Here is a 15,113-nt window from a genome sequence, read left to right as displayed (position 1 = left end):
GGTGACAGCCAACACCCAAATCATCGCGATTGTGGGCGCAACCGGAACCGGAAAAACCGAACTTTCATTAGATGTGGCGCACGCTCTCGCCGAGCAGGGTCACATTGCTGAAGTTGTAAATGCAGACGCAATGCAGCTTTATGTTGGGATGAATATTGGGACTGCCAAGCTTCCTGAAACACAGCGTGAGGGGATTCCTCATCATATGTTTGACGTGTTGAGTGTCACGACAGAAGCGGCAGTTGCCGATTATCAACAACAAGCTCGTCACATTATTGAAGAGATCCACTCTCGTGGAAGCATTCCCATTCTCGTTGGGGGATCGGGTCTGTATGTCAGCAGTGTCCTGTTTGATTTCGAGTTCCCCGGACATGATGACCAGGTTCGTCAAGAGCTTGAGCGTGAATTTGAGCGAGAGGGCATCAAGCCACTCTTTGCTCGCCTGAAAGAGATGGCTCCCGAAGCAGCTGAGCGCATTGATCCTCAGAATTCACGTCGAGTGATCAGGGCTTTGGAAGTCCTTGAGGTCACAGGTAGTACTGCATCGTTGGGCACATTGCCTGAGGAAACTCGATATTGGAAGCCCACAGTAATTTTCGGGTTAGCAGAGGACCGCGATGTCCTCGTTCAACGACTTGATGCTCGTGTCGAGAAAATGTGGGAAGAAGGGTTACTCGATGAGGTTGAAAGTTTGATTCCCCAAGGGATCGAACAAGGGATAACTGCTCGTCGCGCCATAGGGTATGCCCAAGCTTTAGCTCAGCTAGCTGGTGAAATGACCCAGGAAGAAGCAATCACAGAAACACAGAGCATTACACGCAGATATGCTCGCAGACAAGTGAGTTGGTTCAAGCGATATGCAGACATCGTGTGGCTGCCTGCTGGTAATCCTCACAACGTTCGTGAAGTTCTTCACAGGATTCACACTTAAACTGAACACATGGCTATTTCGCTCCATTTCACCAAAGGTCACGGCACAGGTAATGACTTTGTGCTCTACACCGACCCTGAGGGTGAACTACCGCTGACTCCAAGTCAGATAGCTGCACTGTGTGACCGACACTTTGGAATTGGTGCAGACGGCGTGATTCGTGCCGTGAAAAGTAGCAAACTCAATCGCAAACATGAGCCTGGACAGATTGTTTCAGATCCTGCTGGTTCAGCAGCGCTGGAAGAAGATGCAGCAGCTGAGTGGTTTATGGATTACTACAACTCAGATGGTTCTCTGAGTGAAATGTGTGGAAACGGGATACGTGTTTTTGCCAAATATCTTCTTGAAACCGGCCTGACCGCGATTAATCCCGGCGAAACTCTGGCCATTGGCACGCGCGCAGGGGTCCGTGATCTCACCGCCCAAGGTGCCAGCTTTCAAGTTGACATGGGGCGCTGGAGTTTTGCTGGCGGTGAACCAGTCGTCAAAGTTGACGGTGTTCCCGTCGCAAGGCCTGGTCTGGGAATTAGCGTGGGCAACCCTCACGTCATTGCGGCTTTTGCTGATGATACTGAGCTCGATACGGCAGATCTTTCGCATGCTCCACGTTTAGAACCAGCACTTCCTGAAGGTGCAAATGTGGAACTGGTTGTTCCTCGTGACCCGCTGGTCAAAGATGGTGTCGGCCATATCCGTATGCGAGTTCACGAACGTGGCTCCGGGGAGACCCTCTCGTGTGGAACTGGAGTTGTGGCTGCAGCCCTGGCAACCCGCCACTGGGCTGGTGAAGGAGCCCCCCATAACTGGAAGGTTGATGTTCCCGGAGGAACGCTTGCGGTACGTATGTTCCCTACTGAGGAAGGCGAACACGTCGCTTTGTCTGGACCTGCCGAACTTGTTTACACGGGAGTTGTTGAACTTGCATAAATCCGTCCATTTAGGAACAACCGTCATTGTTGCTTCACTTGCGTTGACGGGCTGTAATCAAATTCCAAGTTTTGATGCAAACGATAAAGCCGCGAACACAGCAGCCTGTGAGTCTGTGAGTACAACGTGGGAAACTCTCAACGCAGCATTTAGCAGTGGAGATATTCTCGGTTTGCCAGCAGCGATTGTGAGCGTTCCCAGTCAACTCGATCAGGTGCTTTCTGGAGCAACAGATCAGCAACTCAAAGAATCACTCACCGGTTTGAAGTCACAGGTTCAATCCATTGTGGATGGGAACCAACCTGACGTGAGTGCCTTGGTTGCCTCCGGCGTAGGAATCTCAGCGCGGTGTGCAATCTTGGGGGCAACAGTTGACCTCCAGTTGCCCCAAATTCCTTAGGAGACGCGCGTCACGTTAATGATGCGAAATCCTTTTCGAGTGTCCTCGCGTGTAGCGCTGTGGGTTGAAGCAAATTCGCTGCTGAGCCACTTCTCAAATGAGTCGGCTCCAAGGTGTTTTGCTACGACCAGATAAGCCTGACCACCGATGTTCAGGCGAGGAAGCCAGGTGCACATAATGGCATGTAATTCAGCTTTGCCAACCCGAATTGGGGGATTTGACCACATCAGATCAAAACTGAGCTGGGGATCTATCTCATCCGGCGTTGAGGTGGTGATGTTATCGAGGTTCAAACGTTCTGCATTGCGTCTTGTCAGCTCAAGTGCACGCTGATTGACATCAACGGCGTAGATATGTGCCGCAGGCGCTTCAAGAGCCAACGTCAGGGCAAGCGGGCCCCATCCACACCCAATGTCGAGAAAATTACCGGCATGAGGTGGCTTTGGAACGCTGTACAGCAGCTGTTCCGTCCCAGCATCAATATGATCTGGGCTAAATATGCCACCAGCCGTCTCAACGGTGTAATCACCGTGCGCGAGACGAACTTTGATTTCTGTCGCAGCAAAATCACCAGCTGGTTGTGCCGAAAAGTAGTGTTCGGTCTTCTTTTCGGTCATATCAACAGGCTACTGGTGAGAAAACTAGCCGACAGTCACATTCCAGGACCCGTTGGCCTGGATAGTGACAACTGAAGGTCCAGCAGAAATCGGCCCACGCTGGTCAACCATGGTGGGGGAGTTCACCAACGTGAGAGCAGATGTGGAAGGACCAAAGTATTGGGTGACAACAATGCCTTGGCTAGGCGTGAAGGTTTGTGCGTGCAGTGTTGCAGCACCGCCACCGTAGAGGTAAACCGTGTCATTCTGCGTGTCAGTTGACATGGCGAGCGGGCCCTGTGTAGCACTTGAAATCGGGGAGATCAGAACAGACCAAGTGACATTCTGATTGGTTGTAATTTTCAAAGCGCCTGGGGTTTGTCCTGCAGTCGCAACCAAACCAAAAGCTGTGGTGCCGGTGTAGGAATCTTCGCTGACCACGAGAGTGTCGATAACTGTCGTGTTGTCGGTTGCAAGAACTTCAACAGTAAAGGAGTCGTTGCTGAGGTTGGTGGTATCAATCTTGACCAGACCAGCAGTGATGTTGTTTCCGAAGTCGACTACTTTTGTTCCGGTTTGGTTGAGGCGACTAACGGGAGAGAAAGTTCCATAGGTTTTTTCTGCCCAAGTTGATACCGGAGTCACGGTGGGACTAGGAGTTGGGCTTGATGTTTTTGTGGGTGTGGGGGTTGGCGTCGGAGTTGGGGTCACCGTCGGGGTGGGAGTTTTAGTTGGAGTTGCGGTGGGGTGAGGAGTTGGGGTCACGGTGGGAATGCCAGTGTTTGTGGGCTCTGGTTTGGGGGTCGAGTTAGACACTGCAACAAAAACAACCAATGCAATCACAATGACGGCGGCAAGCGCGCTGACAATGATCCAGGGAAGTTTGGATGAAGCTGGTTTAGGCGTTGGTACAGACACAAGTACTCCTCAAAGAAAAAGCCCACGTAAGGACGCAGACCGTGTTCCAAGTGTACTTGCTTACACCTTTTCGGGTAAGAGTTCCGGGCCAGCACATCCCTTTGTGGGGCAGCCATCGTCGGGCGCTCCCGGGTACATCATGCAGCCACCGAGAACAATTTCGCCCCTGGCGACCTGCTCAAAAGCATCTGGTGCTGGAAAGCCATAGACGATAGGCACAAGCGCGGCCCCACAGTGTGGGCAAGTCTGTGTGCTCATGCTCACATCCTAACCACAGCCCTGGGGTAAATACCCAGCATTGAGCGCTATCTTGGAGGTAATGAGTAGTGAATCCTCCGATGAAATCGTAGAGCGCGTGCTTGCTCGCGCCAGTGCTAAAAATCCTGCACGTGTTTCCGTCTTTTCTTCTGGCCGGGCGCAGGCTTTGAGCGATGATGTTTCTTTAACGCATGATGATTCTTTTGACGGCCAACAACAGGATTTAGCAGACCGTATTTCGCTGCGCCGAGTTCAAGGTCTCTCTACTGAACTCGAAGATGTCACTGAGGTTGAATATCGTCAGGTTCGGCTTGAAAACGTTGTCCTCATCGGGGTGTATCCCAAAGGTCAAACGGAGGATGGTGAAAACTCTCTGCGTGAACTTGCGGCTTTGTGCGAAACAGCAGGTGCGCGCGTGCTTGACGGTGTCATCCAAATGCGCCCAATGCCAGATCCTGCAACATATTTAGGTCGAGGAAAAACTCAAGAACTGAGAGATCTCGTTGCTGCACTCGGGGCCGACACTGTCGTGGCAGATACTGAGCTTGCACCTTCTCAGCGTCGTGCTTTGGAAGACGAAGTAAAGGTCAAAGTCATTGACCGAACTGCCGTCATTTTGGATATTTTTAGCCAGCACGCCAAAAGCCGAGAGGGTAAAGCTCAGGTCGAATTGGCCCAAATGCAGTACATGCTCCCGCGGTTGCGTGGTTGGGGTGAATCGATGTCTCGCCAGGCCGGTGGTCAGGTCGGTAGCGCTGGGGCAGGTATGGGTTCTCGTGGTCCTGGTGAAACCAAGATCGAGCTAGATCGACGTCGAATCAACACACGCATGGCTAAATTGCGTAAGCAGATTGCCGCGATGAAACCCGCTCGTGATACCAAGCGAGCAAACCGTAAACGCAACGCCATTCCATCTGTAGCCATCGCCGGCTACACCAATGCCGGTAAATCTTCACTTCTCAATCGCATTACACGAGCGGGTGTGCTCGTTGAGAATGCCTTATTTGCCACCTTGGATGCGACTGTTCGCCAAGCAAAAACTGCTGACGGGAGAAATTACACTCTCGTTGACACTGTGGGCTTTGTCCGAAATCTTCCTCACCAACTCGTTGAAGCCTTTCGTTCCACGATCGAAGAGGTAGCTGATGCTGACCTGATCATTCACGTCGTTGACGCGTCCCACCCAGATCCTGCTTCACAAATTCGGACAGTCAGGGACGTCATTGGTGAAGCTGGAGCTTCCGACATCCCTGAGCAGATTGTTTTCAATAAATCTGACCTCATTGATGACAACACCAGGCTTCTCCTTCGTGGACTAGAACCCTCCGCGCTTTTTGCTTCAGCCCGGACCGGGGAAGGCATTAATGAAGTTCTTCAGAAGATTGCCGACCGAATTCCAACACCTGATGTTCCGGTTGTTCTCGTTATTCCCTATGACAGAGGAGACGTTGTTTCTGCCCTTCACGCTAAAGCAGTGATTGAGTCAACTGAATATCGCGAAGAGGGAACACTCATTCATGCCCGTGTCAAAAAGTCAGATTTGCCTCAGTTTGAGGAATTTATCTCTGCTTAGTCTGGCAGAATCCCTAATTCTTTGAATTGTGCTGCTAAGCCAGCACCGTCTGGGGCGTAGACCCACGGTGCATTCCCTGCTTTGCTGTGTTCTTCAGCTTTCTTTCGACCTCCGGCAAGAACTGCTTCACCGTTGGAGAGCTGGCGTATTGCAACAGCTCTCACACTGGAAGGAACATCTTTTTCGAAAGCGGCATAAATGGACTCGTCATGCTGGCCATCATCTCCGACAAGAATCCATTGAACATGAGGAAATTCTGAAGCCAGCCGGCGAAGTTGTGTTTCTTTGTGTTGGCGCCCTGAGCGAAACATCCGATCATGAGTGGGGCCCCAGTCCGTCAGAAGCAGTGTTCCTTGCGGATATAAGTTACGGCCAAGGAATCTGCGTAAGGTCGGAGCCACATTCCAAGCACCGGTTGAGAGATAAACCACAGGCATGCCGTCTTGAATATGAGCTACACGGGAGAGAAAGACAGCCATTCCAGGAGTTGGGACACGGGCGTGTTCGTCCAACACAAAGGAGTTCCAGGCAGCCAAGAAAGGCCGTGGAAGTGCTGTCACCATGACGGTGTCGTCGACGTCACAGACCAAACCTACTGAAGCTGTGGGTGAGATGACATAAATTGTTGCTTCTGCAATCTCAGAATCTTCGGAATGAATCTTGACGATGTGCTCACCGGGGGAAAGTTTCATAGGAAGCCGTACATCTACGACACCGCCACGGTCTGCTGAGACTGTTGTTTCGTAGCCATTGATGGCAATGTTCACACTAACTTCATTGATGGGAACAGAAGTGAAAGAACGCCAGCCTCTGACGCTTTCAGAACGTTTTTGCATTTTCTTTGCTGCACGCGAACCAGGTCGAGGGTTTCTCGTAAGAAGTACACGACAGAGAACACGAACCCATTCGGTTGTGCCATATCCGGGGTAGGGGACGACTGTGACAGCATAACCGCGCCTGCGGGCGCGCTTTTCCCGGTAGGCGTGAAAACGGTCCTCGATGCGTGCTGCGCGGTGCATGACATCTTGAGTCAGCTCTGCTGCGGTCGAGGGTTTTTTGCGCTTCACGTCGTTCAGTTTGCCATGAATTAGGAACCGAGAGGATTCTCGACCGTGCGAGGGTCGTGATCTCCAGGCTCGTCCATGTAGCGCTCTTGGCTCTTTTCGATTCGTTTCTTGATCAGGGCAAACCCAATGATGATGACGACGACAATACCTAAGAATAAGAAGCCAGCCCAGTCATACTTAGCGGCAAAGGCCTCATATTGATCTTTGAGCACTGCGGCCAGAGTGACATAGACCACGGCCCAAATTGTGCAGGAAGCACTCGTCCAGGCGATGAATTTCTTATAGGTCATTCGTGTCATGCCTACGGTCAGCGGCACCATCGAATGCAGGATGGGTAAAAACCTGCTGACAAACACAGCAATCCCACCACGTCGGTCGATGTAGTTTTCGGCCTGTTCCCAACGATGGTGACCTATCTTTTTGCCAAGCCAGCTTCGACGAATATGTGGGCCAAAATACTTTCCGACAAAGAAACCAATGGTTTCACCTGTGAGCGATCCAATGATGACCATGACGACCATGAAAATGTATTCCGGAAAGGAGCTAATTGCTGTTGAAGAAATGATGACAACCGTGTCACCCGGAATCACAAGCCCCACCAGGAAGGAAGTTTCCAACATGATGAGGAAAGAAGCTAAAAGCGTTCTGGTTACCGGGTCTATGGATGCAACTAAAGCGAGCAGGTAGTTGATGATGTCATTCATGAGGTCACCGGAAGTTTTTCAGTTTGGCCAGCATAAATATTGCGCCACTGGTTCAGGCGCTCATGATTCACTCTTAATGTTGGACCATTAACCCAAGAAAGAGCTGAACGTATGCCGTGAAGTGCATTGAGCGCATACAGCTCGCATCCTTGAATATCGGCAGGTGTTGCCCATCGTTCCTCGACAGAGGTGCCTTGGGCTCGAAGAAAGTCTTTGAGGATACTCACGGTAATGCTGTCGACTCGTAAAGCTTCTAACGGGGGAATAACTACCCTTTCTCCTTCTACCCAGACAAGGCAGGTGGTTGAACCATCAACAATTCGTCCCTGCGCATCGAGAATGACTGCGTCATCAGCACCTTGTTCTTCTGCCTGAACGCGTATTTCGTTCAAAGCAGGGATATCAGGCCCTTTGATTGTTGGTTCACGCCGTGGATCCGTTGCTGAGGTTGTGAGGACAATAGTTTCTTTTCGTGGTGGAGCTGGCCGTATCCACAACTCGAGCTCTCCGCGCTCGGTGAGATCTATACGTGGAAACCAGCTCCCCTCCCGAGGAAGCGTTGCAGTGACCTTTTCCAGAAAAGTATCCACCGAGCGAACCAAACCTTGACGTTGCGAGGAGGAGATGAAGCGTTCAAGATGGCGCTGGTAACCAACAACCTTCCCGTCTTCCAGAAAGAATGAATCTCCGACATAGAGGGGTATTTCAGGCGCCCCAGTGATATCCACGAGTACAGAGCCATTCCAGCGCAAACGTAAGACATCCACAGCCCTAGGCTAGTACGGTGACCGAACGTTTACGGCGAGTGCCGCTGCACAAGTGGGTTGATCCTGCTGAGGTCTATCGTGCTCTTTCATCGGACGAGCCTCGGTCAATTTGGCTTGATGCCGGGCCTGACGCAACCACTGGACTGTCTTACATCTCTCTTCCCACCTCACAAGTTCTGAAGGAAAATGTCACCCATGGTGAGGTCACCATCTTTGAACGGCTCAGAAGTGAGCTTGCAGGAGATTTCGTGTGGGACACCACTGTCGCCGCAGAAAACGGTTTTGCTCTGGGCTGGGTCGGTTGGTTAGGTTATGAGCTTGCTTCCCATACTGCAGGTGTTCCAACGGCAGATTCTCTAACCCCCGATGCCTATTTCGTTTACCTGGACTGGGCGCTTGAATTTGATCATTCTCGCCAGGTAGTTGATCTTCTTTATCTTGGCAACGAAGAACAGGCCCTCCAGAAGTGTGTAGAGATTCAACACCTCATCGCACAACCCAAACCACACAAGGAAGCTGACATAAGCTCTGACCGAAGCGTGGTGTGGCGACACCAGCCAGATCGCTATAAGCAGATGGTTCAAGAATGTTTGGATGCCATCACTGCAGGAGATGCGTACCAGCTTTGCTTGACTAACCAGGCCCTAGTTTCGGGGACATTTAATCCCACACAGGTTTATCTCTCACTACGCCAAGAAAACCCCAGCCACCATGGGGGAATCCTTGTTTTTGAGGATGTCGCATTACTTTCGAGTAGTCCCGAAGTTTTCCTCACCGTTGATACAGCAGGCAAAATCACGACTAAACCCATCAAGGGAACCCGCAAGCGTGGACATAATTCTGATGATGATGCTGCGCTCGCGGAAGAGCTCGTGACTAGCGAAAAAGAACGCGCTGAAAATCTGATGATTGTTGACTTGATGCGTAATGATATTGGCAAAGTTGCTCAACTGGGAACAGTCACAGTTGAGGAGCTTTTGACCGTTGAGAGCTATGAAAATGTGCATCAGCTTGTCTCCACCGTCACCGCGCAGTTGTCCCCGGGAATGACCGCTATTGATGCTCTGGAGGCGTCATTCCCTGCAGGATCGATGACGGGTGCCCCCAAAATCAGCGCAATGACCTTGCTTCATCACTTGGAACAAGGTCCTCGAGGCATCTATTCAGGCGCCTTTGGTTACTTGGGGATTGATGGCGCTGCCAACTTTGCCATGGTTATTCGGAGCATTGTTCTGACGGACCAGGGAGCAATGATTGGCACAGGTGGGGGAATAACCAGTGGTTCAATTCCTGACGCAGAGCTGGAAGAGACCAGAATCAAGATAACTCCGCTGTTGAAGGCATTAGGGGTCGATTCAAACCGGTATTCTTAGAGGGATGTCTGAGAACGAGGGCGCGACCTATAACTTCGCGGAAATACAAGAAAAATGGCTTCCTATCTGGGACAAAATCGAGCCGTTTCGCTCTGACGACCCCACTGATGAACGCCCACGCAAATATGTCCTAGACATGTTCCCTTACCCTTCTGGTGACCTGCACATGGGGCACGCAGAGGCATATGCCCTGGGTGACGTGATTGCCCGTTACTGGCGTCACCGTGACCACAACGTATTGCACCCAATTGGATGGGACTCCTTTGGGCTCCCTGCGGAGAACGCTGCAATCAAACGCGGACTCAACCCTGTGACCTGGACGTATGACAACATCGACCAGCAGAAGCGCTCGATGCGTCGCTACGCAACGAGTTTTGATTGGTCTCGTGTTATCCATACTTCAGACCCCGAGTATTACAAGTGGAACCAGTGGCTGTTTCTGCAGATGTACAAAAAGGGTTTGGCATACCGCAAAGACAGTTGGGTTAACTGGGATCCTGTGGACCAGACCGTTCTGGCTAACGAGCAGGTTCTTCCTGATGGTACCTCCGAGCGTTCTGGCGCGATTGTGGTCAAGAAGAAACTCACTCAGTGGTACTTCCGTATCACCGACTACGCAGATCGCTTACTGGATGACCTTGACACTCTCGAAGGACAATGGCCAGCAAAAGTACTCACCATGCAGCGAAACTGGATCGGTCGCTCTATTGGTGCGGATGTGGATTTTGTTATCGAAGGCCGCGACAACCCGGTAACTGTGTTCACGACGCGTCCAGATACTCTTCACGGTGCAACCTTCATGGTTGTAGCTCCAGATGCGGACCTTGCTTCTGAGCTTGCAGCCGGTGCACCACCAGAGATTCAAGCAGCCTTCGAGGAATACCTCACTGAAGTTCAAAAGGCGACAGAAATTGAACGTCAGGCTACCGATCGCCCCAAGACCGGTGTTTTCTTAGGTCGATATGCCGTCAACCCAGTCAACGGAGAGCGTTTGCCTATTTGGGCTGCAGATTACGTGCTCGCGGACTACGGACATGGCGCTGTTATGGCCGTCCCTGCGCATGACCAGCGCGACTTGGACTTTGCCCGAGCATATGACCTGCCCATCAAGATTGTCGTCGATGTCCCTGCAGGAACTGATGAAGATGGCAACGTCATTGACAACAACCCAGCTGTGACCGGTATTGCTACCGGTGGTGAGGGCAAACTCATCAACTCTGCTGAACTTAACGGCTTGACCAAAAAAGAAGCAATAGCGAAAGCAATTGAAATCCTCGCCGAGCGTGGTACGGGTAAGGCTGCTAAGAACTTCCGTCTGCGTGACTGGCTGATTTCTCGACAGCGTTACTGGGGAACCCCAATCCCGATTATTCACGCTGAAGATGGCACCGAGATTCCTGTTCCAGAAGACCAGCTCCCTGTTGTTCTTCCCCCCACAGAAGGCTTGAACTTACAGCCCAAGGGCTCCTCGCCTCTGGGGGCAGCTGAAGACTGGGTGAACGTCCCCAGCCCACTAGACGGTTCACCTGCACGTCGTGACCCGGACACGATGGACACCTTTGTCGATAGCTCGTGGTATTTCTTACGCTTCCTTTCCCCTCACGATGACACGCAGGCCTTTGATCCCGAACTGGCTAAGAAGTGGGCTCCTGTCGACCAATATGTTGGCGGTGTGACCCACGCCATTTTGCACCTGCTCTATGCGCGTTTCATCACCAAGGTACTCTTTGACCTTGGTTATATCGACTTTGAAGAGCCCTTCACTAACCTCCTCAACCAGGGCATGGTCTTGATGGAAGGCTCAGCAATGAGCAAGTCCAAGGGCAATATTGTCAAGCTCTCAGAGCAGCTTGAGGAGCATGGCGTTGACGCCGTTCGTTTGACTATGGCGTTTGCTGGTCCTCCTGAGGACGACATCGACTGGGCAGATGTTTCACCTGCTGCTTCTAACCGCTTCTTGGCTCGCGCATGGCGTATTGCACAAGATGTTGCCAGCGCCCCCGGAGTTGATTTCTCTACAGGTGATGTTGCTTTGCGAAAGGCAACGCACCACCTGCTAGCAGAAGCGCCAGGTCTTGTTGAAAGCTTTAAGTTCAATGTTCTGGTTGCGCGACTGATGGAACACGTCAATGTAACCCGTAAGGCTATTGACTCAGGTGTGGGAGCCGCTGATCCGGCTGTTCGTGAATCCGCAGAGACTATTGCCATGATGTTGGATCTCTACGCGCCCTATACCGCCGAGGATATGTGGGCTGCATTAGGGCACCAGCCCACTGTTGCCCACGCAGTGTGGCCAGAAGCAGATGCTGCACTCTTGGTGGAAGACTCTGTGACCTGTGTCGTTCAGGTTGATGGCAAAGTTCGAGACCGTCTTGAAGTTTCTCCAGATATTGCAGAAGCAGATCTGGAGACTCAAGCTCGGGAACTTCCTGGAGTAGTCAGAGCTCTAGAAGGCCGCGAGATTGTGAACGTGATTGTTCGAGCGCCCAAGATCGTCAGTATTGCAACCAAGCCTTCGGCTTAGGGCCCTTTCTTAGAACGAGATGAACACGTTCGAACCACGCTTAGCCATGGTTCCTGCTGCAGGTGTTTGTGTCTTCACTGTGCGCTTTGAGAACAAAGCAGGATCGACATCTGTGGAATAGGTAAATCCTGCGGACTGAAGCTTGGAAATCGCCTCATTGAAGTCCATGCTTCCGGCAGAAACATTGGGCACTTGAACCAGGTCAGGTCCTTTAGAGACGATGAGGGTCACGTTCGTTCCCGTGGTGACCACACCTTCGGGAACTGAGAGAGAGATGACAGTTCCTGCGGGGACGCTGTCACTGAATTCCTCAGAGCTGGCTCCAACAACTAGACCAACATCGGTGAGTGCTTTGGTAGCGTCAGTCACGCTCAAACCTGCTACTTGAGGAATAGCACCCAAGGAGACAACAAACTGAACTTCCGAGCCGGCTGGGTATTTTGCAGGAAGCGGGGCACCTGCAGCATCCAGAGCTGCAATGACGCTTCCTGCAGCAACATCTGCAGAGAACTGTTTGGAGGCTGTCTTTGGTTTCAATCCCAGTTCTTTGGCCTGTTTTGTAGCATCTGCTTCTGTCATCCCAGCAAAAGCTGGAGTGTCAATGATCTTGGGTCCTAAGGAAACAATGACCTTGATCTCAGAGCCTTTGGTGACAGAAGTATTCTCTGGGGGATCAGTTCCAATAACTTTGCCTGCAGGGACTGTGGAGTCGTTCGCCTCTACAAGCGCGGTTGTGAATCCAGCTTCTTCGACAATCTTTCGGGCATCGGCCGGCGCCATACCTGCAACGGCAGGTACTGAAGCGAGTGAGCCTGGACCGACGCTAAAGAACCAACCGGCAGTAGCGCCGAGTATCGCTAACACAATCGTGATGCCAAAAATCCAAAAGCCACGTACTCTCCGTGAATCCGAAACCTCTTTGAGGGAGCCCACAGGATCATCAGTGGCTGCTTTGCGGTTCAAGCCGGCAAGCGCGCCTGTGGAGAATACTTTTGTCTCGTCGTCAGCGGTGGCCAAGATTCCGGCAGGCATGACCATGGTCTGCTGTGTCGAGAGGTCTTGGTAGGAGGAACCAGTCCGAATGACCTTTTCGGCTTGGAGCAGTTTATCGAGAAGAACTCCGGCGTTCTCTGGGCGCCCCTCAGGCGACCGTGTTGTTGCCCAGGCAACAATCTCATCAAGTTCGACAGGGATTGCCGGGTTGGCAGAGGAGGGTGCTGGTACTTTGTCATTGGCGTGCTGGTATGCCACAGCCATGGGCTGCTCGCCTTTGAAGGGTTGTTCGCCGGTGAGCATCTCGTACATCATGATGCCGATGGCATAGATGTCACTTCGTGCATCTGCCACCCCGCGAGTGAGAAGTTCGGGGGAGAGGTACGCGATAGTTCCTAGTAGGGCCTGTCCGGAGGCAGTATTTGCTGTCGTTGCACGGGCTAAACCAAAATCACCCAGTTTGATACGGCCGTCATCGGCCAATAGTACGTTTTCAGGTTTGAGGTCTCGGTGAACTATGCCTGATTCGTGAGCTGCAGCTAGCCCCCGGAGGACGGCATCCATAATGTCAACGGTTTGTTCAGGAGTGAGCTTGCCATAGTCCTTGAGGAGATCTCGCAGTGTAATCCCAGGGAGGTATTCCATGACCAGATAGGCCATCTCAGAATCTTGTCCCTGATCGAAAACGTTAACAACATTGGGGTGTGCTAGCCGAGCTGCAGAGCGGGCTTCTTGAACGAAGCGAGCTTTGAATGCGCTGTCATCTGCGAGATGCCCGTGCATGATTTTGACGGCTACGCGACGTTCCAGACGCAAATCTGTAGCCAGATAAACGGTGGCCATGCCTCCGCGGGCAATACGTGACTTGACTTGATACCTGCCGTCGATGAGACGACCGATCATGGGGTCTTCTGAGGCAGTAGTCACAACGAAAGTCTATGTAGCCAGCAGTGGTAAAACGCTGTGAAACACCGTTATGTGGTCGGGATTTATGCGCTTGCTGCAGCAGGCAGGCTACTCATCAGTTGCGCATCTGGAATGACGAGACGTTGACCAACAACAAGCCGACTAGAGCGGTCAAGGCCGTTCGCGGTCATGATTGCTCGAGGTTGAACGTTGTAGTTGCGTGCGATTGCTTCCAAGGTTTCCCCTGATATGACCGAGTGACGAATTATGCTTTCGCCAACTTCTGCCGTTTCTGTTCCGCTGGAAGATGCTGGAATGTTTAGCTGTTGGCCGGCAAAAATCATGGTTTTCCAGCTCAGGCCGTTTGCGGCAAGTAATTCAGCCGAGGAGATGGCGTGTGCTTGAGCAATACTTCGAACTGTGTCGCCCTCCGCAACGGTGTATTTGTCTGAGCGCAAAGTAGCGGGAGTGACATGGGTAACTCTGTGCGTGTGGGGGAGGTCTGCTTTTGCTTTGGGAAGCTTCTCAATTTTGGGGAGCTGATCTGCTTGGGCAGATTGGACAGTGAAAAGCATGCTTGTCGCGGTCGCAATGGCGACGGGGATAGCAGCTATTTTCCTGAATTTCTTAGCTTTACGAGGGGTCGAGGAAGAAAGCGTTTCGTGGTTTGAACGATAGGTATGTTCAGCCATGTGCACGCTCCTCTCCCCATTAAAAGATTGGCTAAGTCTTTACCTTAACTTGAAGGTTAAGTGTGAGTGAATTCGGCGTGTCGAAAAAAGGCCTCAGTTCGTTCTCCTGCGCGACCTGTGGCACTCTTGTGTTGTGGTTAAAGCTCAAGAACACCCCGAAACTCAATGGCTCACCGTTCCAGATCTCGTCGAACTGCTTGGTGTTACCCAAAGCAATGTGCGTCGCATGCTCGAAGACAATGTGTTGGCTGCAACGCGAGTTGATGGAGTTCTCAAAGTGCCCTCTGACTTCATTCACGAGGGCGAGCCGCTTCATCCGCTTCAAGGAACAATCGTTTTATTGCGTGATTGCGGTTTCGACGGTGACGAACTTGTCACGTGGCTCATCACAGATGAAGAATCTCTGGGAACTTCACCAGTAAATGCACTCAAGGCTGGACGTAAGGCAGAAGTGCGCCGAGTTGCTCAAGCACTTCTCTAGGGC

15 protein-coding genes are annotated in these 15,113 nt (G+C 51.9%); 7 read left to right on the top strand and 8 right to left on the bottom strand.

Going from position 1 to position 15,113, the window contains the following annotated elements; genetic code table 11:
* Window position 1 precedes the first annotated feature (1 nt).
* The 3 genes from miaA to AURUGA1_RS05050 are packed head-to-tail and all read left to right on the top strand — an operon-like array spanning window position 2 to window position 2,258.
* Window positions 2–931 (top strand): tRNA (adenosine(37)-N6)-dimethylallyltransferase MiaA, encoded by a 930-nt coding sequence (gene miaA / locus AURUGA1_RS05060; protein ID WP_114129152.1) that lies wholly within the window; start codon window positions 2–4, stop codon window positions 929–931.
* 9 nt (window positions 932–940) lie between these two features.
* On the top strand, window positions 941–1,858 hold the full coding sequence (dapF, locus tag AURUGA1_RS05055; protein WP_114129151.1) for a diaminopimelate epimerase: 918 nt from the start codon (window positions 941–943) through the stop codon (window positions 1,856–1,858).
* Complete coding sequence (locus AURUGA1_RS05050) at window positions 1,851–2,258, top strand: hypothetical protein (RefSeq protein ID WP_162784063.1); 408 nt, start codon at window positions 1,851–1,853, stop codon at window positions 2,256–2,258. The genes dapF and AURUGA1_RS05050 overlap by 8 nt, the downstream gene beginning before the upstream one ends.
* Here AURUGA1_RS05050 and AURUGA1_RS05045 read toward each other — a convergent pair.
* The 3 genes from AURUGA1_RS05045 to AURUGA1_RS08070 are packed head-to-tail and all read right to left on the bottom strand — an operon-like array spanning window position 2,255 to window position 4,030.
* A complete protein-coding gene (locus AURUGA1_RS05045; RefSeq protein ID WP_114129149.1) occupies window positions 2,255–2,875 on the bottom strand; it encodes a class I SAM-dependent methyltransferase in 621 nt (206 codons plus the stop codon). The two genes, AURUGA1_RS05050 and AURUGA1_RS05045, sit on opposite strands and share 4 nt — an antisense overlap.
* Before the next feature lie 24 nt (window positions 2,876–2,899).
* The gene (locus AURUGA1_RS05040) at window positions 2,900–3,772 is read right to left on the bottom strand and encodes a hypothetical protein (protein ID WP_162784006.1); all 873 of its coding nucleotides are present in this window, start codon (window positions 3,770–3,772) and stop codon (window positions 2,900–2,902) included.
* Between the two features lie 60 nt (window positions 3,773–3,832).
* The gene (locus AURUGA1_RS08070) at window positions 3,833–4,030 is read right to left on the bottom strand and encodes a hypothetical protein (protein ID WP_162784062.1); all 198 of its coding nucleotides are present in this window, start codon (window positions 4,028–4,030) and stop codon (window positions 3,833–3,835) included.
* 61 nt (window positions 4,031–4,091) lie between these two features.
* On the opposite strand from AURUGA1_RS08070, the gene hflX reads away from it, so the two are divergent.
* Entirely contained in the window at window positions 4,092–5,603 is a 1,512-nt protein-coding gene (hflX, locus tag AURUGA1_RS05030) for a GTPase HflX (RefSeq protein WP_114129146.1), read from the top strand.
* Here hflX and AURUGA1_RS05025 read toward each other — a convergent pair.
* From AURUGA1_RS05025 to AURUGA1_RS05015, 3 genes are read right to left on the bottom strand one after another with little or no spacing between them, the layout of a single operon-like run.
* A complete protein-coding gene (locus AURUGA1_RS05025; protein WP_371412352.1) occupies window positions 5,600–6,670 on the bottom strand; it encodes an App1 family protein in 1,071 nt (356 codons plus the stop codon). The two genes, hflX and AURUGA1_RS05025, sit on opposite strands and share 4 nt — an antisense overlap.
* Before the next feature lie 20 nt (window positions 6,671–6,690).
* Window positions 6,691–7,374, bottom strand: coding sequence for a DedA family protein (locus AURUGA1_RS05020; protein WP_114129145.1), 684 nt, complete (start codon window positions 7,372–7,374; stop codon window positions 6,691–6,693).
* Window positions 7,371–8,141, bottom strand: a complete 771-nt coding sequence (locus AURUGA1_RS05015; RefSeq protein ID WP_114129144.1) for an aminotransferase class IV — start codon at window positions 8,139–8,141, stop codon at window positions 7,371–7,373. The genes AURUGA1_RS05020 and AURUGA1_RS05015 overlap by 4 nt, the downstream gene beginning before the upstream one ends.
* Before the next feature lie 17 nt (window positions 8,142–8,158).
* Here AURUGA1_RS05015 and AURUGA1_RS05010 point away from each other — a divergent pair, with 17 nt between their 5' ends.
* A complete protein-coding gene (locus AURUGA1_RS05010) occupies window positions 8,159–9,514 on the top strand; it encodes an anthranilate synthase component I family protein (RefSeq protein ID WP_114129143.1) in 1,356 nt (451 codons plus the stop codon).
* A 4-nt stretch (window positions 9,515–9,518) separates the two neighbouring features.
* On the top strand, window positions 9,519–12,038 hold the full coding sequence (gene leuS, locus AURUGA1_RS05005; RefSeq protein ID WP_114129142.1) for a leucine--tRNA ligase: 2,520 nt from the start codon (window positions 9,519–9,521) through the stop codon (window positions 12,036–12,038).
* A gap of 9 nt (window positions 12,039–12,047) precedes the next feature.
* Here leuS and pknB read toward each other — a convergent pair whose 3' ends face one another.
* Together pknB and AURUGA1_RS04995 are read right to left on the bottom strand one after the other, a co-directional pair.
* Window positions 12,048–13,958, bottom strand: a complete 1,911-nt coding sequence (gene pknB, locus AURUGA1_RS05000) for a Stk1 family PASTA domain-containing Ser/Thr kinase (RefSeq protein ID WP_114129141.1) — start codon at window positions 13,956–13,958, stop codon at window positions 12,048–12,050.
* 62 nt (window positions 13,959–14,020) lie between these two features.
* The gene (locus AURUGA1_RS04995) at window positions 14,021–14,629 is read right to left on the bottom strand and encodes a LysM domain-containing protein (RefSeq protein WP_114129140.1); all 609 of its coding nucleotides are present in this window, start codon (window positions 14,627–14,629) and stop codon (window positions 14,021–14,023) included.
* A gap of 133 nt (window positions 14,630–14,762) precedes the next feature.
* Here AURUGA1_RS04995 and AURUGA1_RS04990 point away from each other — a divergent pair, with 133 nt between their 5' ends.
* Entirely contained in the window at window positions 14,763–15,110 is a 348-nt protein-coding gene (locus AURUGA1_RS04990) for an Rv2175c family DNA-binding protein (protein WP_114129139.1), read from the top strand.
* Window positions 15,111–15,113 lie beyond the last annotated feature (3 nt).

Source organism: Aurantimicrobium sp. MWH-Uga1, from assembly GCF_003325955.1.
In the GTDB taxonomy this organism is placed as follows: Bacteria; Actinomycetota; Actinomycetes; order Actinomycetales; family Microbacteriaceae; genus Aurantimicrobium.
The sequence above is the reverse complement of the archived record's forward strand: the minus strand, read 5'-3'. Positions and strand labels throughout refer to the sequence as shown.